Origin of the sequence: Streptomyces sp. NPDC001816 (genome assembly GCF_042892235.1) — a bacterium.
Taxonomy (GTDB): Bacteria; Actinomycetota; Actinomycetes; order Streptomycetales; family Streptomycetaceae; genus Streptomyces.
This window is the reverse complement of the sequence record NZ_JBIATY010000003.1, coordinates 459,944-481,627: the sequence shown is the minus strand read 5'-3', so window position 1 is coordinate 481,627 and position 21,684 is coordinate 459,944. Positions and strand designations below refer to the sequence as shown.

The 21,684-nt window shown below is 70.9% G+C and carries 18 protein-coding genes and 1 pseudogene; 6 read left to right on the top strand and 13 right to left on the bottom strand.

Annotation, left to right across the window (positions count from 1 at the left end; translation table 11 throughout):
* Positions 1-330 precede the first annotated feature (330 nt).
* Positions 331-942, top strand: a complete 612-nt coding sequence (locus ACFYZZ_RS13200; RefSeq protein WP_389174741.1) for a histidine phosphatase family protein — start codon at positions 331-333, stop codon at positions 940-942.
* A gap of 10 nt (positions 943-952) precedes the next feature.
* Here the strand turns inward: ACFYZZ_RS13200 and ACFYZZ_RS13195 are convergent, their stop codons facing one another.
* The 11 genes from ACFYZZ_RS13195 to ACFYZZ_RS13145 all read right to left on the bottom strand — a co-directional run bounded on the left by ACFYZZ_RS13195 (position 953) and on the right by ACFYZZ_RS13145 (position 13,651).
* Positions 953-1,588, bottom strand: a complete 636-nt coding sequence (locus ACFYZZ_RS13195) for a response regulator (RefSeq protein ID WP_389174738.1) — start codon at positions 1,586-1,588, stop codon at positions 953-955.
* Positions 1,585-2,757, bottom strand: a complete 1,173-nt coding sequence (locus ACFYZZ_RS13190) for a sensor histidine kinase (protein ID WP_389174735.1) — start codon at positions 2,755-2,757, stop codon at positions 1,585-1,587. The genes ACFYZZ_RS13195 and ACFYZZ_RS13190 overlap by 4 nt, the downstream gene beginning before the upstream one ends.
* A 5-nt stretch (positions 2,758-2,762) precedes the next feature.
* A complete protein-coding gene (locus tag ACFYZZ_RS13185) occupies positions 2,763-4,946 on the bottom strand; it encodes an MMPL family transporter (RefSeq protein ID WP_389174732.1) in 2,184 nt (727 codons plus the stop codon).
* 179 nt (positions 4,947-5,125) lie between these two features.
* Complete coding sequence (locus tag ACFYZZ_RS13180) at positions 5,126-5,773, bottom strand: superoxide dismutase (RefSeq protein ID WP_389174729.1); 648 nt, start codon at positions 5,771-5,773, stop codon at positions 5,126-5,128.
* Positions 5,774-5,894: 121 nt separating this feature from the next.
* Positions 5,895-7,286, bottom strand: coding sequence for an amino acid permease (locus ACFYZZ_RS13175; RefSeq protein ID WP_389174728.1), 1,392 nt, complete (start codon positions 7,284-7,286; stop codon positions 5,895-5,897).
* Positions 7,287-7,407: 121 nt separating this feature from the next.
* Entirely contained in the window at positions 7,408-8,298 is an 891-nt protein-coding gene (locus tag ACFYZZ_RS13170; RefSeq protein WP_389174725.1) for a TauD/TfdA dioxygenase family protein, read from the bottom strand.
* A gap of 14 nt (positions 8,299-8,312) precedes the next feature.
* Positions 8,313-9,647: an LLM class flavin-dependent oxidoreductase gene (locus ACFYZZ_RS13165; RefSeq protein WP_389174722.1), complete on the bottom strand. Its 1,335-nt coding sequence runs from the start codon at positions 9,645-9,647 to the stop codon at positions 8,313-8,315.
* The gene (locus ACFYZZ_RS13160) at positions 9,644-10,378 is read right to left on the bottom strand and encodes an ABC transporter ATP-binding protein (protein WP_389174720.1); all 735 of its coding nucleotides are present in this window, start codon (positions 10,376-10,378) and stop codon (positions 9,644-9,646) included. The genes ACFYZZ_RS13165 and ACFYZZ_RS13160 overlap by 4 nt, the downstream gene beginning before the upstream one ends.
* Positions 10,354-11,202 carry an ABC transporter permease gene (locus tag ACFYZZ_RS13155; RefSeq protein ID WP_389174718.1) on the bottom strand — a complete coding sequence of 283 codons (849 nt, stop codon included), beginning with the start codon at positions 11,200-11,202 and terminating at the stop codon, positions 10,354-10,356. Before ACFYZZ_RS13155 ends, ACFYZZ_RS13160 begins: the two co-directional genes overlap by 25 nt.
* Positions 11,199-12,242 (bottom strand): ABC transporter substrate-binding protein, encoded by a 1,044-nt coding sequence (locus ACFYZZ_RS13150; protein ID WP_389174715.1) that lies wholly within the window; start codon positions 12,240-12,242, stop codon positions 11,199-11,201. Before ACFYZZ_RS13150 ends, ACFYZZ_RS13155 begins: the two co-directional genes overlap by 4 nt.
* Before the next feature lie 209 nt (positions 12,243-12,451).
* Positions 12,452-13,651 (bottom strand): ROK family protein, encoded by a 1,200-nt coding sequence (locus ACFYZZ_RS13145; RefSeq protein ID WP_389174712.1) that lies wholly within the window; start codon positions 13,649-13,651, stop codon positions 12,452-12,454.
* Positions 13,652-14,094: 443 nt separating this feature from the next.
* Between ACFYZZ_RS13145 and ACFYZZ_RS13140 the strand changes: the two genes are divergently transcribed.
* Complete coding sequence (locus tag ACFYZZ_RS13140; RefSeq protein ID WP_389174710.1) at positions 14,095-14,676, top strand: biotin transporter BioY; 582 nt, start codon at positions 14,095-14,097, stop codon at positions 14,674-14,676.
* Positions 14,677-14,782: 106 nt separating this feature from the next.
* Here ACFYZZ_RS13140 and ACFYZZ_RS13135 read toward each other — a convergent pair whose 3' ends face one another.
* The gene (locus ACFYZZ_RS13135; protein WP_389174708.1) at positions 14,783-15,499 is read right to left on the bottom strand and encodes an LPXTG cell wall anchor domain-containing protein; all 717 of its coding nucleotides are present in this window, start codon (positions 15,497-15,499) and stop codon (positions 14,783-14,785) included.
* Between the two features lie 159 nt (positions 15,500-15,658).
* Here ACFYZZ_RS13135 and ACFYZZ_RS13130 point away from each other — a divergent pair.
* Together ACFYZZ_RS13130 and ACFYZZ_RS13125 are read left to right on the top strand one after the other, a co-directional pair.
* A pseudogene (locus ACFYZZ_RS13130) lies at positions 15,659-16,420 on the top strand (serine/threonine-protein kinase); the annotation flags it as partial.
* A 1,734-nt stretch (positions 16,421-18,154) separates the two neighbouring features.
* Positions 18,155-18,508, top strand: a complete 354-nt coding sequence (locus tag ACFYZZ_RS13125; RefSeq protein ID WP_386572489.1) for a hypothetical protein — start codon at positions 18,155-18,157, stop codon at positions 18,506-18,508.
* A 51-nt stretch (positions 18,509-18,559) separates the two neighbouring features.
* Here ACFYZZ_RS13125 and ACFYZZ_RS13120 read toward each other — a convergent pair whose 3' ends face one another.
* Positions 18,560-19,987 (bottom strand): amino acid permease, encoded by a 1,428-nt coding sequence (locus ACFYZZ_RS13120; RefSeq protein ID WP_389174705.1) that lies wholly within the window; start codon positions 19,985-19,987, stop codon positions 18,560-18,562.
* 203 nt (positions 19,988-20,190) lie between these two features.
* On the opposite strand from ACFYZZ_RS13120, the gene ACFYZZ_RS13115 reads away from it, so the two are divergent.
* Complete coding sequence (locus tag ACFYZZ_RS13115) at positions 20,191-20,676, top strand: ribose-5-phosphate isomerase (RefSeq protein ID WP_386571748.1); 486 nt, start codon at positions 20,191-20,193, stop codon at positions 20,674-20,676.
* Positions 20,677-20,866: 190 nt separating this feature from the next.
* Positions 20,867-21,676, top strand: coding sequence for an Fpg/Nei family DNA glycosylase (locus ACFYZZ_RS13110; protein WP_389174702.1), 810 nt, complete (start codon positions 20,867-20,869; stop codon positions 21,674-21,676).
* The last annotated feature ends 8 nt before the right edge of the window (positions 21,677-21,684 follow it).

Genomic DNA, 21,684 nt, shown 5'->3' with positions numbered 1-21,684 from the left:
GACAGTGCGGGCTCTTGAGTATGAGCGTCCTCGCTTGCCGCGCCCGGACCTGTTCGGTCTGCTTCACCGAGCCGTACGCCCGGTTGGTGGGCGAGCTGGAGTTTCGGGGGTGGCTGTCGAAGGAGGTCGCCGCGCATGCGCGGGAGCGGCTGGCCCGGGACAGTGCGGGCTCTTGAGTATGAGCGTCCTCGCTTGCCGCGCCCGGACCTGTTCGGTCTGCTTCACCGAGCCGTACGCCCGGTTGGTGGGCGAGTTGGAGTTTCGGGGGTGGCTGCCGAAGGAGGTCGCCGCGCATGCGCGGGAGCGGCTGGCCCGGGATACTCCGGGCTCATGACTACGACCCTCCTCCTCGCCCGCCACGGCCAGACCGTCTGGCACGCCGAGAACCGGTACGCCGGGGTGAGCGACGTGGCCCTGACCGATACCGGGCGCGCCCAGGCCGAGGCGCTGGGGCGCTGGGCCGCCGCCCACCCCGTGGACGCGATCTGGACCTCACCCCTGTCCCGGGCGATCGCCACCGCCGAGCCGGCCTGCCGCGCCCTCGGTCTCACCCCGCACCGCGAAGTCGACCTGCGGGAATGCGACTTCGGGGTGATGGAGGGCCGTACGCTCGCCGAGTTCGAGGCCGAGAACCCACAGGCGGCGGAGGCGTTCAGGGCCGACCCGGTGGCGCATCCCTTCCCCGGCGCCGAGGATCCCCGCGCCGCCGCGGCCCGGGGCACGGCCGCCCTGCACCGGATCGCCGCCGCGCACCCCGACGAGCGGGTCCTCGTCGTCGCCCACAACACCCTGCTCCGACTGGTGCTGTGCTCGCTCCTGCACATCCCGGTGGCGGAGTACCGCCGCGTCCTGCCGAGGCTGCGCAACGCGGCGGTGAGCGAGATCCGGGTCACGGAGCACAGCGCGGCTCTGCTGTCGCTCAACATCCCCTGCGAGTCCTGAGAGTGACCGGTCACGGGCGTGGCAGCAGCCCTCGCTCCATCGCGACGACCACCGCCCGCGTGCGGTCGTTGACGTCCAGCTTGGCGAACAGGCGCAGCAGATGCGTCTTGACGGTGGCCTCGGAGATGACGAGCCGACGGCCGATCTCGGCATTGGTGAGCCCGTCGGCCACCGCGGTCAGCACATCGGTCTCGCGGGTGGTGAGCGGATCGTGGACGGGGCGCCGCATCCGGGCGACCAGCTTCTCCGCCACCCGGGGCGCGAGCACGGTCTCCCCGCGCGCGGCCGAGCGGATCGCGTCGACCAGCTGCTCGCGGGTGGTGTCCTTGAGCAGGTAGCCGATGGCGCCGGCCTCGACCCCGCGCTCGATGTCGGCGTCGGTGTCGTAGGTGGTGAGGATCAGCACGCGGGTGCGCGGGTGACGAGCGACGATCCCGGTGGTCGTCGCGACCCCGTCCAGCACCGGCATGCGCAGGTCGACCAGGGCCACGTCCGGGTCGTGGCGGGCGACCAGGTCGAGTGCGGCACGGCCGTCGCTCGCCTCGCCGACGACCTCGATGTCCGCCTCCCCGTCCAGCAGGGCGATCACCCCGGCCCGCATCACGGTGTGGTCGTCCACCACGACGATCCGGAGCCGGTCGGTCATGCCGCTCCCTCCACCGGGATCACCGCGAGGATCCTGGTTCCGTCCCCGACCGAGCTGGTCACCGTGAGCCGCCCGCCCAGTTCGGCGAGCCGCTTGCGCATCCCGTCTAGACCGAAGCCGGTGCAGGCCTCGACCACGAATCCGGTGCCGTCGTCCGTGACCTCCAGCTCCACCCCGTGGGGGCGCCGGGCCAGCACCACGCCGACCGTCGAGGCACGGGCGTGTTTGCGCACGTTGGCCAGGGACTCCTGGGTGCAGCGCAGCAGCGCGACCCGGGTCTGCTGGTCGCAGTCCAGGTCGGCCAGCTCGGCGGCCACGCTCAGCCCGGTGTCCTCGGCGAACCGGTCCACGATCCGCTGCAGGGTCTGCGCCACCGGCCCGGAGTGCGCGCCGCCGGGCGGCCGCCCCGAGCCGACCAGTTCCCTGGCCTCCGCCAGGTTCTCCCGGGCGGTCGACTCGATCGACACCAGCTGCCGGGCGGTGCGCCCGGGGTCGGTGGCGAGCCCGGCGCGGGCCGCCTCGGCCAGCACGACGATCGAGGCGAAGCCCTGCGCGAGCGTGTCGTGGATCTCCCGTGCCATCCGTTCCCGTTCCTCCGCCGCGCCCTGCCGCAGATGCGCCTCGGCCAGCTCCGCCTGGGTGCGCTCCAACTCCTCGATCAGCCGGGCGCGTTCGCTGCTCTGCTCGACCACCGCGCGGGCCCACAGCCCGATCAGGACGCCGACCGCGACCACGATCAGCGTGCCCACCACCGTCTCGCCGAAGAACTCGCCGGACCAGCCCTGCCGCACCCAGGCCCCCAGCAGCGTGGCGCCGGTGGCCAGCCCCAGGAAGGTCAGGGAGATCCTCGGGGTGCGGCCGAACATCCAGTAGTGCGGCAGCGTGACCATGAACAGGGCCGCGTAACTGGTGCGCAGATAGGCGAGTCCGGCGAGGGCGATCACCAGCACCGCGAGGTACCCGTGCGGCCGTACGACGGGATGGGCGGGGCGGCGGTCCAGCACGGCGAAGCACAGGGCCACACTGCCCAGCAGGCCGAGGGCCGCGTACCGGTCGGCGCCGTCGCTCAGGGCCGTGATGCCGACCGCCATCGCGGCGAACAGGACCCAGCACACGGCGTTCCAGCGGCGCAGCGAGGTCGCCCACAGGGCGTCGGCGGTGGTGGTCATGCCTGTCAACCTACGTCCAGCAGCGCGGGGTTCGGGCCGGGGACGGCGGTCTTCGACGGCCGCACGGGCCACCAGGTGCGCTCGCCGAGCAGCAGCAGGGCCGCCGGCAGGATCAGCACGCGCACCACGAAGGCGTCCAGCAGGACGGCCGCGGCGAGCACGAAACCGATCTGCTTCATCTCGATGATGTGCAGGAAGACGAAGCTCACGAAGACAGTCGTCATGATCACGGCCGCGCTGGTCACCACGCTCGCCGACCGCCGGATGCCCTCGACGACCGCCTGCCGGGTGGGCGTGCCGGCCAGCACCGCCTCCCGGATCCGGCTGACCACGAACACCTGGTAGTCCATCGACAGACCGAAGAGGATCACGAGGAGGAACAGCGGCACACGGGAACCGATCGACCCCGTGGAGCGGAAGCCCAGCAGCCCCTCGGCCCAGGTGTGCTGGAAGACCAGCACGAGCAGGCCGAGCGCGGCCGCCGCCGACAGCAGGTTCAGTACGACACCGAGCAGGCCGAGCACGACCGAGCGGAACGCGTACAGCGTCATCAGGAACGTCACCAGCAGCAACGCGCCGAGGACCAGGGGCAGTTTGCCGTTCTGATGGGCCGGATAGTCGGTGTAGCGGGCCACGTCGCCGCTCACGCCGTACCGTGCGCCGGTGACCTTGCCGACCGTGGCGGGCAGGTAGTCGTGGCGCAACTGCTCCAGCGAGTCGTGCGCCTGCGGGGAGTTGCCCAGGTACGGCACCCGGAGTTCCAGGGTGCTGGTCCGGTGGTCGGCGGCGGTGCGGATACGGGCGTAGTCGGTGAACAGCGGGTCGGCGGCGGCCCGGCGGGCCAGTGCCCGCAGCTCCCCGGTGACCTGGGCGGAGCGCTCGGCGGGAGCCTGTACGACGACCTGGTGGGCGACCCGCCGCTCCGGGAACTCTGCGTTGAGGCGGTCGTACACCCGCATGGCGGGGATCGCGCGGGAGTGGGTGTCCCGGCTCATCTCGGTGATCTTCAGGCCGGTCAGCGGGAGGACGAGGGCGAGCAGGGCGAGAAGCGAGCAGCACAGGGTGGCGAGCGGATGCCGGGCGGCGGGGCGCAGCAGCGCGGACCAGAACCGGCCGTCGTCCCCGCCGCGCAGGCGCCGGGCCGGCTTGCCGTGCTCCGCCCGCCGCCGAACCCTGCGCTCGGCCCGCTGGCCCAGCACGGTCAGCAGCGCCGGCAGTGCGGTCAGGGAGCTGGCCACCGCGACCAGTACGACCACGATCGTGCCGGTGGCGAGCGAGGAGAAGATCACGTCCGAGGCCAGGTACAGCGTGGCGGTGGAGGCGACGACCGCAAGACCGGAGACCACGACGGCCCGCCCGGACGTGGCGGCCGCCAGCTCCACCAGCGCCTCGGTGCCGAGCCGGCCACCGGAGCGGGCCCGCTCCTCGCGCTCCCGCTTGAGGTGGAAGAGCGTGTAGTCGACGCCGACCGCGAGGCCGATCATGAGGATGACGTTCTTGCCGACCCCGGCGTCGGGGGTGAGATGCGAGGCGGCCATCGCCAGCCCGATGGCCCCCGCGATCGACGACAGCGCGAGCAGCAGCGGTACGGCGGCCATGGTGAGCGAGCCGAACACGAGCAGCAGGGTGACGAGGGTGAGGGGCAGGCTGATCTTCTCGGAGAGGGCCAGGTCGTCGTCGCGCTGCTGGTCGACTCCCTTGCTGACGGAGGGGGATCCGGTCTCCTGCACGAGCAGCTCGGGGTGTGCCCGCTGTACGGCCCGGGTCTGCGCGACGAGGGCACCGACCTTGTGGTCGGCGTCCAGCTCCTCGCCCTTGAGGGACACCTCGACCAGGAGGACGCGTCCGTCGGACGACCGCTCCGGGGAGGCCACCTCGGCGACCTCGGGCAGCCGTCGCATGCGTGCGGTCAGCTCGCGCGCGACGGAAGCGGCGGACCCCTCGTCCAGGGCACCCGCTCGGGCGGAGATCAGGATCTGCTCGGTGGACGGGCGTTCCAGATGCCCTTCGGCGGCCATGGCCTCGGCCCGGCCGGCCTCGCCCACCCGGTAGTCGGCGGTCTTCGCGCTGTCGGTGCCGAGGGCGATGCCGACGCACAGGCACAGTGCCACGAACAACAGCCAGCCGACGAGCGCCCGCCAGGGGTGCCCGGCACTCCAGCGTGCCATGCGCACAGTCAGTGAGTTCATACCCAAAAGCCTTGCTGGGCAGGGCATTTGGCGGACACGGGTGTCCGGTGGAACTTCGGGTCAGCCGTTCGGTGGACCCTCGGGGTGGGGAAGACCCCCGCAAGTCACGTCCTCGCGGGGGTCTTCTCTCATCCGCCTGCCGACGTGAAGGTGAGAAGACGATCACGAGGCAGGACGTCTCAGGGGGTGAGCAGGAGCACGTCCGCGCGGGACTTCGCGGCCGCGTAACGCCTGGCCACGTCCTGCCAGTTCACGACCTGCCACATGGCCTCGATGAAGTCGACCTTCTGGTTCCTGTACTGGAGGTAGAAGGCGTGCTCCCAGGCGTCGAAGACGAGGATCGGCGTCGCGCCCTGGCCGACGTTGCCCTGGTGGTCGTAGACCTGCTCCACGATCAGCCGTCCGCTGAGCGGCTCGTACGCCAGCACGCCCCAGCCTGAACCCTGGGTGGTGGCCGCCGCCTTGGACAGCTGCGTCCTGAACGCCGCGAAGGACCCGAAGGACTCCTTGATCGCCTCCGCCAGCTCGCCCACCCCGTCCTGCGCCAGCGGCTCGCCGCCGCCGTCCTTCGGGCCGGTCATGTTCTGCCAGTAGATGCTGTGCAGGATGTGCCCGGAGAGGTGGAAGGCCAGGTTCTTCTCCAGACCGTTGATCGAGCCCCACGACTCCTTGTCCCGCGCCTCGGCGAGCTGCTCCAGCGTGTCGTTGGCGCCCTTCACGTAGGCGGCGTGGTGCTTGTCGTGGTGCAGCTCGATGATCTCGGGGCTGATCACGGGGGCGAGCGCGGAGTAGTCGTAGGGCAGGTCAGGCAGCGTGTAGACGGGCACGGGTCGTTCCCCTCCGAACCTCTTATTGCAAAGAGCTTGCAACTACACGCTAGCAACAAAAAGACCCCCGCGGGTGCACCGCGGGGGTCTTTCGGGAGGGGCTCGAAGAGGAGGGGCGAGGTCAGGACCTGGCCCGCACCCGCTGCCACACGTACCCCACGACCGCCAGGAACACCGTCATCCCACCGGTCGAGTACAGCTGAACCCGAGTCCCCTGCTCCCGGGCCATCAGTACGAAGATCGCCGCCATTCCCGCCAGCGCGATCCACGTCAGGAACGGGAACGCCCACATGCGGACGACCAGCTTCTCCGGTGCCTCCCGCTCCACGCGGCGCCGCAGCAGCAGCTGAGAGACGGCGATGAAGATCCAGACGACCAGGATGACCGCGCCGATCATGTTCAGCAGCCACGGGAAGACGTCGTTCGGCCGCCAGTAGCTGAGCAGCACGCACACGAAGCCGAAGACGGAGGAGGTGAGGACGGCGATGCGGGGCACCCCGCCGGAGACCTTCGCCAGGGCCTTCGGGCCCTGACCCCGCTCCACCAGCGAGTAGGCGATGCGCGAGGAGCCGTAGATGTTGGCGTTCATCGCGGAGAGCAGGGCGACCAGCACGACGACCTTCATCACCTGGCCGGCACCGGGAATGCCGAGATGGTCGAGGGCGGCGACGTACGGGCCCTTGTCCGGGTTCGCGATGTCCTTCGAGTCCCACGGGACCAGCGTGACCACGACCGCCATGGAGCCGACGTAGAACAGCGCGATGCGCCACATCGCCGTACGGACCGCGCCCGCCACGCCCTTGACCGGGTTCTCGGACTCGGCGGCCGCGATCGTGACCGTCTCCAGGCCGCCGTAGGCGAAGACGGAGGCGAGCAGACCGATGACCAGACCCTCGCCGCCGTGCGGGAAGAAGTCGGTGAGGTGGGAGGTGCCCGGGGCGCTCGTGCCGGGGAGCACGCCGGCGATGGCCAGCCCGCCCAGGACCAGGAACAGGCTGATCGCGCCGACCTTCAGCGCCGCGAACCAGAACTCGAACTCGCCGAAGTTCCTCACCGCGGCCAGGTTCGCCCCGCAGAACACCAGCATGAACAGGGCGACCCAGGCCCACTGCGGAGTGTCCGGCAGCCAGCTGGTGACGATGTTCGCGGCGGCGATGCCCTCCAGGCCGACGGCCGTGCACAGCAGCACCCAGAAGGACCAGCCCGCGGTGAAGCCCGCCCAGGGGCCCATCGCCCGCTCGGCGTGCGCGGAGAAGGAACCCGAGGACGGGTAGGCGGCGGACATCTCGCCGAGCATCCGCATCACCAGCATCACCAGGAGGCCGGAGAGCGCGAAGGCGATCACGATGGACGGTCCGGCCGCGGCGATACCCGCGCCGGAGCCGACGAACAGGCCCGCGCCGATCACACCGCCGAGGGCGATCATCGACAGGTGGCGCTGCTTGAGACCGTGGGAGAGGGAGACGCCGTCCTGCTGCTGCGGTGGCGTCTCGGTGGTGGTGCTGCTGGGCATGTGCGCGGCTCGTCCAGTCCTGAGGGTGGGCAAAAACGCCCACAGTCTGGGCGGCCCGTCCGCTCACACGGACAGGCCGCCCAGTATGCGGACGCCCACCTTACGCAGAGTGGGGCCGTGGTTACGCGGCCACGGGTGTGTAGTGCGAGGCGTCACCCTCGATCGAGTAGCTCTCCTTGCCCTCGATGCCGACCGGGATGTCACCGGCGACGGTCACCCGGTGCAGACGGCGCGGCCGGCCGTCGTAGTTGTCGATGGCGTAGTGCTGGGTGATGCGGTTGTCGAAGAGAACCAGCTGGTTCGGGGACCAGCGCCAGCGCAGGACGTTCTCCGGACGGGTGACGTACGACTGGAGGAGGTCCAGGAGCTTGCGGGACTCGCCGACCGACAGGCCGACGATCCGCTGCGCGAACCCGCCGATGAACAGGCCGCGTTCACCGGTCAGCGGGTGGACGCGGACCACCGGGTGCGCGGTGCGGTACGTGATGGACGTGAACTGGGCCCGCTGGGCGGCCTTCTCCTCGTCGATCTCCTCGGCCGGCACCGCGTAGTCGTAATCGTTGGTGTGCTCGGCCCACAGGGTGTCGGCGAGCCGGCGCAGTGGCTCGGGCAGGTCGCGGTAGGCGGCCGCCGCGTTGGCGATCAGGGTCTCGCCGCCGTACGGCGGGACGGTGATCGAGCGCAGGGTGCTGGCCTGCGGCGGGTTGAGGACGAAGGTGACGTCCGTGTGCCAGTGGTTGGCGCGGCCCCGCTCGCTGTCCACGGGCAGCACGTTCGGGGCACCCTCGACGGCGCCGACCGTCGGGTGGGCGGTGGTCAGGTCGCCGAAGTGGCGGGCGAACGCCTGCTGCCCCGCGTCGTCCAGGCCTTGGGCGTCGAAGACCAGCGCCTTGTGGACGTTCAGGGCTTCGCGGAGTTCGGCGACCTGCTCCGGGGCGAGGGGCCGGGTGATGTCGACACCGGACACCTGCGCGCCGATACGTGCCGTGACCTTCGTGATCTCGATGGACATGTTCGCTGGTCCTTTCAGACGAGGGCTGCGGTGTGCTGGTTGGCGGGGCGGGGCAGGCCGTAGCGCTCCCGCAGGGTCTGGCGGGGGCCGTAGGCGGTGCGGAGCAGGCCGCGGGTGCGCAGGATCGGTACGACGTGCTCGACGAACGCCTCCAGACCGGAGGGCAGCACGGCCGGCATGATGTTGAAGCCGTCGGCGGCGCCCTGCGTGAACCAGGTCTCGATCTGGTCGGCGACCTGCTCGGGCGTCCCGGCGAAGGTGAGGTGCCCGCGCCCGCCGCCGAGCCGCCCGATCAGCTGCCGTACGGTCAGCCGCTCGCGCCGGGCCAGCTCCACGATGAGCGTGTAGCGGCTCTTGGCGCCCTCGATGGCGGACTCGGGAGGGAGGTCCGCGGGGAGTTCTGCTTCCAACTCCAGGGTTCCGGAGGGCAGTTGCAGCAGGCTCTCCAGGCGGCCCACGCCGTGGTCGTACACGATGTGGTCCTCCAGCAGCTGCTCCGCGGCCCGCGCCTCGGCCTCCGTGGCGCCGATCACCGGGACGATGCCGGGCAGCACCTTGATGTGCTCGGGATCCCTTCCGGCCTGTGCGGTACGGGACTTGAGGTCGCCGTAGAAGGCCTGCGCGTCCTGCAGCGTCTGCTGCGCGGTGAACACCGCCTCCGCGTACCGGGCCGCGAACGCCTTGCCGTCCTCCGAGGAGCCCGCCTGCACCAGCAGCGGATAGCCCTGCGGGGAGCGTGGCACGTTGAGCGCGCCCTCGACGCTGAAGTACGTGCCCTGGTGCCGGGGCGGATGGATCTTGGCGTCGTCGCCCCAGACCCCGGCCGCCTTGTCGGCGACGATCGCATCGTCCTCCCAGCTGTCCCAGAGCTTGAGGGCCACGTCGAGGAACTCGGCGGCCCGGGCGTACCGCTCGGCGTGCGCGGGTTCCGCGGCCAGGCCGAAGTTGCGGGCGGCCTCGGCACCCGCCGTGGTGACGATGTTCCAGCCCGCCCGGCCGCCGCTGATGATGTCCAGCGAGGCGAACTTGCGGGCCAGGTTGTACGGGGAGTTGTAGGAGGTGGAGGCGGTGGCGATCAGGCCGATGTGCTCGGTGGCCGTCGCCAGGGCGGTGAGCAGGGTGAGCGGTTCCAGGGCACCGGCCGGGCGCTGGGCGACGCTGCCCCACAGGTGCGGGCCATCGGCCAGGAAGAGCGAGTCGAAGGTGCCGCGCTCGGCGATCCGGGCGAGCCGCACGTAGTGGTCCAGATCGACGTGCGCGTACGGGTCGCTCTCCGGCAGCCGCCACGATGCCTCGTGGTGGCCGGTGTTCATCAGGAACGCGTTGAGGTGGAGCCTTCTCTGTGTCACCGATGATCCTCCGTGACGCCCAGCGCGGCCAGCAGCCGCTCGCGGTATTCGCCCAGCACCGGCTCGCGGTAGGAGCGCGGGTGGGGACGGTCGATGGTCAGGTCGAGGCCGATCCGGCCCTGGTCCAGGACGAGGACGCGGTCGGCGAGCACGATCGCCTCGTCCACGTCGTGGGTGACGAGCAGCACCGAGGGCCGGTGGCGTTCCCACAGCTCGCGCAGCAGGTGGTGCATCCGGATCCGGGTGAGCGCGTCCAGCGCGCCGAACGGCTCGTCGGCCAGCAGGAGTTCGGGCTCGCGGACCAGGGAGCGGGCGAGCGCGGCCCGCTGTGCCTCGCCGCCGGACAGCTCGCCCGGCCAGGCCCGCTCCCGCCCTTCGAGGCCGACCTCCGCCAGTGCCGAGCGGCCGCGTTCGATGGCGTCCTTGCCTTCCAGGCCGAGCAGTACGTTGTCCAGCACCCGGCGCCAGGGCAGCAGCCGGGAGTCCTGGAAGACGACCGACACCCGCTCGGGCGCGGTGAGCTGCCCGCTGCCCGCGACCCCGTGGTCAAGACCCGCGACGGCCCTGAGCAGCGTGCTCTTGCCCGAGCCGCTGTGCCCCAGCAGGGCCGTGAACTGGCCGGCGGGCAGGTCGAGGTCGATGCCGTCGAGGACCGTACGTCCCTCGAACGACCGGATCAGGCCCCGCAGTTGGACTGCGGGCCGGGTCAGCTGTTCAGTGTGCGGCGCCACGACAGCACCCTCCGTTCGATCAGACGGACCACGCTGTCGGAGGCCAGGCCGAAGATGCCGTAGATCAGCAGGCCGACCAGGATGACGTCGGTCTGGCCGTAGTTCTGCGCCTGGAACATCAGGTAGCCGAGGCCGCTGGTGGCGTTGATCTGCTCCAGGACCACGAGACCCAGCCAGGAGCCGGTGACGGCGAGCCGGAGTCCCACGAAGAATCCGGGCAGCGCCCCCGGGATCACGATCTGCCGGATGAAGGCGAACCGCGACAGGCCCTGCACCTCGGCGAGTTCGACGTACCGGCTGTCGATGCCGGACAGTGCCGCGTGCGTGTTCAGGTAGAGCGGGATGTAGACGACGATCGCGATGATGGCGATCTTGAAGGTCTCGCCGATGCCCAGCCAGAGGATGAACAGCGGGATCAGACCGAGGGTCGGGATCGCCCGGTTGAGCTGCACGGTCCCGTCGATCAGCGCCTCTCCGGCCCGGCTGAGCCCGGAGGCCAGCGCGAGGGCGACCCCGGCGGTCAGGCCGATCACGAAGCCGTACCCGGCCCGCTCCAGCGAGGTCAGGATGTCGGTGGGCAGCGTGCCGTCGCTCCACAGGTGGGCGCCCGTCTTCACCACGGTCCAGGGCGCCGGGATGGCGCCCGGGTCCAGCCGTCCGGCGGCCGAGGCGGCGGCCCACAGGGCGAGCAGCAGCAGCGGGCCGGCCAGCCGGGCCGCGGGCAGGCGGCGGCCGGGGGAGAGGCGCCGGCGCCGGCGGACCTGGGGGAGTTCCCCGGCGGCCGTGGCCGGCACGGCGGTCGTCGTCGTGGTCACGGCGCTCACCTCCGGTACTCCGCCGGTACGGCCTTGGCGGCGATGGGCTCGAAGCGGTGGTCGAAGAGCGAGGAGACGTCGAACTTCTTCACGAAGCCGCCCTCCGCGAGCAGGTCGGCGGTCTCCTGCTCCCACTTGATCGCCTCGTCCCAACTGGGCGGGAACAGAGGCTTGTTGGCGAGCTTGCTGATGCCCCGGGCCTGGTCGAGGGTCAGGTTCTGCGTCTTCACGTAGAACTCCTCGTTCCACACGTCCGCGTGCTCGTGCTGCCACACCTGGCCCTTGGCCCACTCGGGGATGTAGGCGGCGATCGCCGCGGCCTTCGCCGGGTCGTTCAGCACGGACTGCGGCGCCCACAGCAGGTTGAGCAGGTCGACGACGTCGGTGGGGATGGTGTGGGCACCCTTGCCCTCGTACTGCTTGAGGTAGGCGGGTGCCTGGCTGTTGGCGAGCGGGGCGATGTCCACCTGCCCGGACTGCAGGGCGGTCAGGAACTGGTTGCTGGTCAGCGGGACCAGCTTCACCTCGTCGTACTTCAGGCCCGCCTGCTTGAGCGCCCGCAGTAGTACGACACCCTGCGCCTGCCCCTGGGAGAAGGCGAGCTTCTTGCCCTTGAAGTCCGCGACCGTGCGGATGTCGCTGCCCGGCTTGGTGGCGAAGAGGTAGTTGGGCTTGCGGGTGATGTTGATCGCGACGATCTTCGCGTCGAAACCCTGGTAGTGCGCCTGGATCGGCGGGATGCCCGCGTTGTTGGCGAGGTCCAGGGACTTGGCGCGGAACGCGTTGATGACGTCGGGACCGGCCCCGATGTTCACCCAGCTGGACACCGTGAACGGCAGCGGGGGCAGCTTCGCCAGTCTGAACTGCAGCTGCTGCGTGCCTTGGTAGGAGGCGATCTTCAGGCTGGTGCCGGACGGGACCTTGTCGGCGAGCGGCTTGGTGGCGGCGCCCCTGGTGTCGGCGGCGGCGCTGCCGTCGGCGCAGCCGCTGAGGCCGGCGACGGCGGCGGACGCGCCGAGCAGGGACGTGAGAAAGACACGACGGTGCATGGGAGGACTCCCGGGGAAAAAGAGCGAGCGGAAAGGCAGGAGGAATTCCGGGAAGGCAAGCCGGAGCAGGAAAAACTCACGCAGCGAGAAACACGCGCTTCATGCGCGGCAATGTGTCAGCAACAGAGGGTGCGACAGCTCGTGAGAGGGCTCATGACCAGGATGTTCCCGGCCATGAGCGACCCCTGTCAACATTCCGAGTTTCTGAATTAAATAGCCTCAGGTGACGCACCCAACGGGTCCCGGAACAGCGCGTCAAGCACCACAGACCCGCCCGCCACCGCCAGCACGGAATCCGGGAAACTCGTCGGCAGCACGGCCGCGGACCGGTGATTTCCGGCCGCTTCGCGCAGCGCGGCCAGGCAGTCCTCCCGGTGCATGACACCCACCTCGGTCACGACCACCGTCTCCGGATTGAGCACGTCCAGCAGCAGCCCCGCCGCCCGCCCGGTCATTCGCGCCCGCTCCACCAGCAGTCGTACCGCCACCCCGTCCCCGGCCCGGGCCGCCGCCAGCACGTGCATCGGGTTCACCCCGTCGATCACCCCGGCCTCCCGCGCCCGCCGGCACAACGTCCGCTCGCTCAGCTCCACCTGGAGGCAGCCGGTCCGCCCGCAGCCGCACGGCTCGGTGCCGCCCGGCACCGGAAGATGGGCGATCGCACCGGCCTGGGAACGCGGCCCGTAGTGCACCTCGTCGTTGGTCGCGAAGGCCGCGTCGACCACGTTGCCGACGAACAGATGCAGCACGCTGCGGCTGCCCCGCACCCGCCCGAACAGCCGCTCGCCGTTGACCAACGCCCGCGCGTGCCCGTCCACCTGGACCGGCAGCCCGGTGCGGGCGCCGAGCAGGTCCCGCACCGGCACCTCGCGCCAGCCCAGCAGCTCGTGCTCGACGACGGTGCCCGTCTCCCGGTCCACCCAGCCGCCGACCGCGACCCCGACCCCCAGCGGCCGGCGGCCCGGCACCTGCGCGAGCAGCGCCTCCAGGCCCTCGGCGGCCCGGGCCAACACCCGGACCGGATCGGTCCGTTCGTGCTTCAGCCGCCGCTCGGCCACCACCCGGCCGCGCAGGTCCAGCAGCGCGACGGTGGTGTACGGCACGGCCACGTGCACCCCGCCGACCACGAACCGGTCACGGTCGAGGTCGACCGGCACATGCGGCCGGCCGACCCCGTTCGAACGGCGGGGCGCCGCCTCCTCCCGGATCAGCCCGAGCCCGGCCAGCCGGGCACAGTGCTCGGTCACCGACGCGGGTGACAGCCCGGTCAGCCGGGCGATGGTGCTGCGCGCCACCGGCCCGTGCTCCAGCACGGACCGCAGCACGACGCTGGCACTCGTACGCCGCCGGTCGCTGTCGGCGGCACGGGGAACGGGGGAGACAAGGGTGGATGCCGCGGTACGGGGCATGGAGGACCGTCCTCGGAAACGGGGCCGACACGTCTCGGAGAGGAGCGGCACACCGTGGAGCGCCGCTACCCCGGGCGGCGACAGGTGGCCGTGCCCTGGCGTCGCAGGTCGACATAGCGACGCGACGTGAAGTACCGGGCCTGGGCAACCATGCGTTCGAAGCTAGCAAAGCGCCCGCGTGCTGCCCAGACGGCGACCGACGGGCGAGACGGCCACCAGGGCATTGGTGGAACCCTACAGACGCGGCGTCAGGTGCCCCCGTACCATGCACCACTTCACCTCAGTGACCGGTATCACGCCGTACCCGGTGTAACCCACACCCTTTGTCCGAAGCCCACCAAGGGCCGGTTCCCGCCTTTGTCGACCACTGACGGTGATCAGCGCACGACGCCCGGGATAGCGTCACGGTGTTCCCCCGTGCCCACACCACTCGCGGAGTCCCCATGAGCACCGCCACCGTCGCCGCCCGCCCCGGCGCCGTCCTCGCCGACCTCCTTCCCGCGTCCCGCGTGCGCGACGCCGCCCTCGTCCTCGGCGGCGCCGTGCTCACCGGTCTCGCGGCCCAGCTGTCGGTTCCGGTGCCCGGCTCCCCGGTGCCGGTGACCGGCCAGACCTTCGCCGCGCTGCTCGTCGGCACCGCGCTCGGCGCCCGCCGTGGCTTCCTCTCCCTCGCCCTGTACGCAGTCGCGGGCGCCGTCGGCGTGCCGTGGTTCGCGGGCGGCACCTCCGGCTCGGGCGCCGTCTCCTTCGGCTACATCCTCGGCATGCTGCTCGCCTCCGCCCTGGTGGGCGCGCTGGCCGCCCGCGGCGCCGACCGCTCCCCGCTGCGCATGGCGGGCGCGATGATCCTCGGCGAGGCCGTCATCTACGCCGTCGGCGTCCCCTACCTGGCCGTGGCCGCCGGCCTGTCCGCCTCCCAGGCGATCTCCCTCGGCCTCACCCCGTTCCTCATCGGTGACGCCCTGAAGGCCGCCCTGGCGATGGGCCTGCTGCCCACGGCCTGGAAGTTCGCCGGCAAGCGCTGACGCCGTAGTTGTGACGGAAGAGGTTCGCCGGGTCGTACCGCTCGCTCTTCGGGCCCGGCGAGCCTCTTCCGTGTCTCTGGTCGTACAGCCCCGCACTCCGTGCCGCTCAGGCCTCCTGCCGCCGGCGCTGCGACCACCACACTCCGGCCGCGCCGACCGCGATCAGTGCGGCGCCCGCGGCGCCCAGGGGCAGCACGTCACGCCCCACACCGGTCTTCGGCAGCTCGTCGCCGCCCGGTGCGACCGGCTTGTTGTCGGTGCCGAGGAGCAGCGGGGTGGCCGGGGCGTTCGGCGACGGGTTGGTCGTGCCGAAGGGCACCGGGCCCTGCTGCCAGAACGTCTTCTTCCCGTCCGTGGTCTGCACGGGCAGACAGATCTTGCCGGCCTTGCTCAAGTCGTAGGTGGCCTGCACCGCGTACGACTTGGACTGCCCCGCCGCGAGCGTGCCGACCGGGCAGCTGAAACCGCTGTTCGAACCTTCCGGCAGGTCCTTTTCCGCGATGGCCGAGCAGCCCTGAACGCCCGTGATCTTCAGCGCGTCGAATCCGACGACCAAAAGCCGGATCCCACCGCTGTCCTTGCTGCCCTCGTTCTTCACGGTGGCGGTAATCGCCGTCCTTTTCGAACTGTTGTCGACCGAGATCTTCTCCGGCAGCAGCGTGCGCAGCTTCACGCCCGCCGGTGCCTCGTCGACCGCCTTTCCCCCCTTGTCGCTGCCCGTTCCCTGGTCATCGGCGGCGGCCGTGCAGGCGAGGACCAGCACGGCCGAAAAAGATGCCATGACCAGCGATCCCGCGATACCCGCCGTACGACGAGAACTCATGTTCGCCCCCCTTGCAACCCCCTGGACTGCGCCTGAATTCGCAGTACTTGAAGAGGTACCACAAGATTTCCCCGCACTATGCTGGTACGGCTCGAAGTGTGACCGTTGTGTTTCAGCAGAGACGGTCGTTGAGGGGGGTGCGACGCATTGCCGGGAAATATGGGGGAATTGGGAGAACCGGGGGCCGGCGGGATTCCGGGGCTGCTGGTGAACGCACGCTATCGGCTGGTCGAAAGCATCGGGCAGGGGGGGATGGGGCGGGTGTGGCGGGCCGTCGACGAAATGCTCGACCGGCTGGTCGCGGTGAAGGAGATACGCGTCGACGGGCATGCCGCGGAGGACACCCACACACACCGCGAACGCACTCTGCGCGAGGCGCGGGCGACGGCCCGGATCGACCACCCCAACGTCGTGCGCGTGTACGACGTGGTGGACCAGGGCCAACGCCTGTGGATCGTCATGGAGTTGGTCACCGGCCGCTCACTGGAGCGGATCATGACGGAGGAGGGCCCGCTGAGCCCGCGCGAGACCGCGCGCATCGGACTGGGCCTGGTGGCCGCGCTCCGCCAAGTACACGCCGGCGGCGTCCTGCACCGGGACATCAAACCGGGAAACGTCCTGGTGGAGACCGGAGCGGGCCGCGTGGTCCTCACCGACTTCGGCATCGCCGCGATCCAGGACGCCAAGGCCCTCACCATGGTCGGCATGCTCGTCGGATCCCCCGACTACATGGCCCCCGAACGCGTCTCCGGCCGCCGCCAGGGCCCACCGTCCGACCTGTGGTCCCTCGGCGCGACCCTCTCCGCGGCCCTGGCGGGCAACTCCCCGTTCACCCGCGACACCACCCTCGCCACCCTGCACGCGGTCCTCTACGAAGAACCCCACCTCCCCCCGACAACAGGCCCACTGCACCCCCTCCTCACCGCCCTCCTGACCAAGGACCCGTCGAACCGCCCCGGCCTGAACGAGGTGGAGCGGGCCCTGAGGACGGTGGCGTATCCGCCGCCGACACCGACGGTTGCTCTGGGGGAGGGGCCGGTGGTTGGGGAGGGGCCGGTGGGGGCTGGTTCTGGGGGAGTTGAGGGGGCGGGGGGCGGGGGGCTCGTAGGGCCTGGGGCGGTGGGGTCTCCGGCGGCGGGCCCTGGTCCGACGGGGGCTGGGCCGGTGGGGTCGGGGTCGACGGGGGGCGGTCCGGTGGGGCCGGGGTCGACGGGGGCCGGTCCGGTGGGGCTGGGGTCGACGAGGCCTGGGTCGGGTGTGCCTGGGGTGGCGGATTCCGGGGTTGTGGGGCCGGAGTTGGCTGGGGCTGGGGCGGCGGGTGTTGAGCCGGTGGATGTTGGATCGGGAGTGGTGGGTCCTGGTTCGGCGGGGGAGGGGCCGGTGTCGACGGAGCCTGGGTCGACCGGGCCCTGGGTGGCGAGTTCCGGGGTTGTGGCGCCCGAGTCGGCTGGGCCTGCGGGGCCGGGGTCGACGGAGCCTGGGGCGAGCGGGCCCTGGGTGGCGAGTTCCGGGGCTGTGGCGCCCGAGTGGGCTGGGCCTGGGGCGGCGGATTCCGGGGCTGTGGCGCCCGAGTCGGCTGGGCCTGCGGGGCCGGGGTCGACGGAGCCTGGGGCGAGCGGGCCCGGAGTGGCGAGTTCTGGGGCTGCAGTGCCCGAGTGGGCTGGGCCTGTGGCGGCTGGTGTCGAGCCCATGGGTGCCGGATCAGCAGCCGGAGTCGAGCCGATGGCTCCTGGACCGGCGGGGACCGGGCCGAGCGGAGCCGGGATGGTGGGGCCCGACTCGGCCGGTCTCCACTCGGGGGATCCCGCGCTGCGCGGAGCCCGGCCGGTGGGAGCCGAGCCGATGGACCGGGGGGCGGGCGAGGCTCAGGCCGGGCGGGGACCTACCCCGTCCACACGGCCGTCCCAGGACGCGCTAGCCGGCCAATACGGCCCCATCGGTGTCGGCAACGGCTCCAGCCCCGTCGGCGGCGTCCCTGTTCCTGGCGGCAGTGGTTCTGTCGGTGTCGGTGGCGGTCATGCTCCTGGCGACGACTGCGGCCCGGCCCGTGTCGGCGACGGCCCGCGCCTCAGTGACCCCGGCCCCACCCCTGTCGGCCTTGTTCCCGGCGGCTCCGGCCCTGCCCCTGTAAGCGGCGGTCATGCTCCCCCCGACCATGGCACCGCCCCCGTCGGCAGCAGCCCAGGCCCTGCTGATGACCGTGCCGGACTCCTCGCGGCCTCTGATGAAGCTGTGGCCGGGGTGCCCGGGGGCGGTCCGGCGCAGCAGTCTGCCGGGGCTCGCGTGCGGGCCGGTGCGGTGACTCAGCGGCGGGTGGGGGCGCCGTTCGAGTCGGCGGCTGGGGTGCCCGAAGGCCAGGAAGGCCCGCACTTCCGTCGCACCGCGCTCCTGGCCGTTCTCGGGGTCGTGGCCGTCGGTGTCGTGATCGCCGTGTTGGTCGCCACCTCCGGCGGGGGTGGGCGGCGGGAGGGGGCACAGGGACAGGGACAGGGACAGCAGGGTGGGACCGCTACGGCTTCTTCGCCCAGGGTCTCGGACTCCGAGGCCGTTTCCCCGACCGTCGACGGGACCTCGCGGCCGCACAGTCCGCCGCCCGGCTCCAGGACGGAGGCGGGCGGGTTCGCGTGGATTCCACCGCAGGGGTGGCGGCGGGATGTGAAGACCGGGGCCGAGGTGCACTACACCTCGCCCGACGGGCGGCAGGAACTCGTCGGCAAGTCCTCGCTGGCCCGGGGCGACCTCCTGGACACCTGGAAGCGCTCGGAGAAGAACGCCCAGCAAGGACGTGACTACGTCAAGATCCGGCTGGCCGAGACCAGATTCCAGGGGTACCCGGCGGTCGTCTGGGAGTACACCTTCACCCTCAGGGGCACCCCCTGGCACGCCCGCCTCCTCGGCTTCGACGCGGACGGGAAGTCGTACCAGATCAACACCTGGTACCAGCCGGAGATCGAAGCACAGGCCCTGAAGACGTACAGCACGGTGAAGGAGACCTTCACCGTGCTGTGAGCCGGAAGCAGCCGGAAGCAGCCGGAAGCAGCCGGAATCAGACGGGCGACGTCAGCCCGTGGTGACCTTGTCGACCACCTCGGCCTCGACCGCGGGCACCTCGGTCCCGCGGCCCGCCGTCACCTTCTGCTTCACGAACGCGACCACGAGCACGACCGCCGCGACCAGCAGCGACAGCAGCACCGTCTCCCGCCCGTCATGCTCCGTGTCGAAGAGCATGTACACCAGGACGGACACGATCAGAGCGGCCGTCGCCCAGGTCAGGTACGGGTACAGCCACATCTTGACGATGAGCTTCTCCGGCGCCTCCCGCTGGATGATCTTCCGCATCCGCAGCTGCGAGGCGCAGATGACCAGCCACACGAACAGCGCGACCGCACCGGACGAGTTGACCAGGAAGAGGAAGATCGTGTCCGGGAACTTGTAGTTGAAGAAGACCGCGACGAAGCCGAAGACGACGGAGGCGATGATCGCCGCCATCGGCACGCCCCGGGACGTCGTACGGGCGAACGCCTTCGGCGCGTCACCACGCTGACCGAGCGAGAACGCCATCCGGGAGGCCGTGTACAGGCCCGAGTTGAGGCAGGACAGCACTGAGGTCAGCACGATGAATTTCATGATCTCACCGGCGTGCGCGATCCCGAGGGTGTTCAGGGCGGCGACGTACGAGCCGTCCTTCGCGATCGAGGGGTCGTTCCACGGCAGCAGCGAGACGACGACCAGGATCGAGCCCAGGTAGAAGACGCCGATACGCCAGATGATGCTGTTGGTCGACTTGGTGACCGCCTTCTGCGGGTCCTCCGACTCGCCGGCCGCCAGCGTCGCGATCTCGCTGCCCATGAAGGAGAAGACGACCAGCAGCACACCGGTGAGGATGGCGCCGGGTCCGTGCGGCAGGAAGCCGCCGTGCGAGGTCAGATTGCCGAAGCTCGCCTTGTCGGCGTGCACGCCCGGCAGGACACCGAAGATGGCCAGCAGGCCGACGACGATGAACGCGCTGATCGCCACGACCTTGATGCCGGCGAACCAGAACTCGAACTCGCCGTAGGAGCCGACCGAGACCAGGTTGGTCGCGGTCAGGACGATCATCACGATGAGCGCCCAGCCCCACTGCGGTACGGCCGGGATCCAGCCCTCGAGGATCTCCGCGCCGGCGGTGGCCTCGACGGCCAGCACGACGACCCAGAAGAACCAGTAGAGCCAGCCGATGGAGAAGCCGGCCCAGCGTCCGAGCGCACGGTCGGCGTGCGCGGAGAAGGAACCGGAGGTCGGGTTGGCGGCGGACATCTCGCCGAGCATGCGCATCACCAGCACCACGAGCGTGCCGACGAGGGCGTACGACAGGAGGATGCCCGGTCCCGCGGTAGCGATACCGGCCTTGGAGCCGACGAAGAGGCCGGCTCCGATGACGCCACCGATCGCGATCATCGTCAGATGGCGGTTTTTGAGTCCTGCTTGGAGGCCCGAACCAGGGGTCATGGACGGATTTCCTTTACGCCAGGGGGAGCAGCCCGTACGAGCGGTGTACGAGCCGGTCCAGTGAAACCGAGGCGAACGAATCCGGGAACCTCTGAATCCAGATCGTTACTTGAGGTTTCCTTGAGGTTCTATGGTTCCAGTCACATTTTCTGGCCTCGACACCCGAGGCTGCTGCCCTGAAACAGGCGTGTCACACTCGTCCCATGCGCGTGTATCTCGGCTCCGACCATGCGGGCTACGAACTCAAGAACCACCTCGTCGAATGGCTCACCGCGGCGGGGCACGAGCCCGTCGACTGCGGGCCTCACATCTATGACGCCCAGGACGACTACCCGCCCTTCTGCCTGCGTGCCGCGGAGAAGGCGGCCGCGGACCCCGAGGCTCTCGGCATCGTGATCGGCGGCTCCGGCAACGGGGAGCAGATCGCCGCCAACAAGGTGAAGGGTGTGCGGGCGGCTCTCGCGTGGAGCGAGGAGACGGCGGCGCTGGGGCGGCAGCACAACAACGCGAACGTCGTGGCCGTGGGTGCGCGGATGCACAGCACGGAGGAGGCGACCAAGTTCGTCGAGGTCTTCCTCAACACGCCGTTCTCGGGTGACGAGCGTCACCAGCGCCGCATCGACATGCTGTCGGCGTACGAGACGACGGGCGACCTGCCCCCGATCCCGCCCCACCACCCGCAGCAGTAACCCCGGGGGCCCTGCCCCCAGGCCCCCGCTTTGCCCACCCAACCACCCACCCACCCGACTCGGTGGGCTGAGATGAGACGGGTGGGCAAAGCCAGTACACCCACCCTTCTGCCGACCGAGACGGGTGGGTGGGTGGGTGGGTGGGAAAGTCGCGGTAGGAAAAGTCACGGTAGGAAAGGACACCTCAGCCGTGCCAGAAGGGCACACCATCCACCGGCTGGCCCAGGACTACGCCGAGCGCTTCAAGGGCACCGCCCCACGGGTGACCAGCCCCCAGGGCAAGTTCTCGGACGCGGCCGACCTGCTGGACGGCGCCCTCCTCACCGGCACCGAGGCCCACGGCAAGCACCTCTTCCTCCGGTTCCGCGACACCGACTGGGTCCACATCCACCTCGGCCTCTTCGGCAAGGTCGGCTTCGGGCCCACCCCCGCACCCCCGCCCACCGACACCGTCCGCCTCCGCCTCGCGAACGGCACCGCGTACGTCGACCTGCGCGGCCCGACGACCTGCGCGCTCATCACGGACGACGAGAAACGGGCGATACACGACCGCCTCGGCCCCGACCCCCTCCGCGCGGACGCCGACCCGGGCGCGGCACACCGGAGGATCTCCCGCAGCCGTACGACGATCGCCGCGCTGCTGATGGACCAGAAGATCATCGCCGGCGTGGGCAACGTCTACCGCGCCGAGGTCCTCTTCCGGCACCGGATCGACCCGTACCGCGCGGGCCGGGACATCACCCCGGCCGAGTGGGACGCCATCTGGGCCGACCTCGTCGCGCTCATGCGCGAGGGTGTGCGCAACAACCGCATCGACACGGTCCGCCCCGAGCACACCCCGGAGGCGATGGGCCGCCCGCCCCGCGTGGACGACCACGGCGGCGAGGTCTATGTCTACCGCCGGGCCACCCTGCCCTGCCACATCTGCGGCACCGAGATCCGCACCGCCGACCTCGCCGCCCGCAACCTCTTCTGGTGCCCTGCCTGTCAGCAGCCCTGAGCGGGAGC

What these genes read in the sequence shown, in the direction of transcription:
- ACFYZZ_RS13200 (WP_389174741.1), top strand. Translation starts at nt 331, where the DNA reads ATGACTACGACCCTCCTCCTCGCCCGCCACGGCCAGACCGTCTGGCAC.
- ACFYZZ_RS13195 (WP_389174738.1), bottom strand. Translation starts at nt 1,588, where the DNA reads ATGACCGACCGGCTCCGGATCGTCGTGGTGGACGACCACACCGTGATG.
- ACFYZZ_RS13190 (WP_389174735.1), bottom strand. Translation starts at nt 2,757, where the DNA reads ATGACCACCACCGCCGACGCCCTGTGGGCGACCTCGCTGCGCCGCTGG.
- ACFYZZ_RS13185 (WP_389174732.1), bottom strand. Translation starts at nt 4,946, where the DNA reads ATGAACTCACTGACTGTGCGCATGGCACGCTGGAGTGCCGGGCACCCC.
- ACFYZZ_RS13175 (WP_389174728.1), bottom strand. Translation starts at nt 7,286, where the DNA reads ATGCCCAGCAGCACCACCACCGAGACGCCACCGCAGCAGCAGGACGGC.
- ACFYZZ_RS13170 (WP_389174725.1), bottom strand. Translation starts at nt 8,298, where the DNA reads ATGTCCATCGAGATCACGAAGGTCACGGCACGTATCGGCGCGCAGGTG.
- ACFYZZ_RS13150 (WP_389174715.1), bottom strand. Translation starts at nt 12,242, where the DNA reads ATGCACCGTCGTGTCTTTCTCACGTCCCTGCTCGGCGCGTCCGCCGCC.
- ACFYZZ_RS13145 (WP_389174712.1), bottom strand. Translation starts at nt 13,651, where the DNA reads ATGCCCCGTACCGCGGCATCCACCCTTGTCTCCCCCGTTCCCCGTGCC.
- ACFYZZ_RS13140 (WP_389174710.1), top strand. Translation starts at nt 14,095, where the DNA reads ATGAGCACCGCCACCGTCGCCGCCCGCCCCGGCGCCGTCCTCGCCGAC.
- ACFYZZ_RS13135 (WP_389174708.1), bottom strand. Translation starts at nt 15,499, where the DNA reads ATGAGTTCTCGTCGTACGGCGGGTATCGCGGGATCGCTGGTCATGGCA.
- ACFYZZ_RS13120 (WP_389174705.1), bottom strand. Translation starts at nt 19,987, where the DNA reads ATGACCCCTGGTTCGGGCCTCCAAGCAGGACTCAAAAACCGCCATCTG.
- ACFYZZ_RS13115 (WP_386571748.1), top strand. Translation starts at nt 20,191, where the DNA reads ATGCGCGTGTATCTCGGCTCCGACCATGCGGGCTACGAACTCAAGAAC.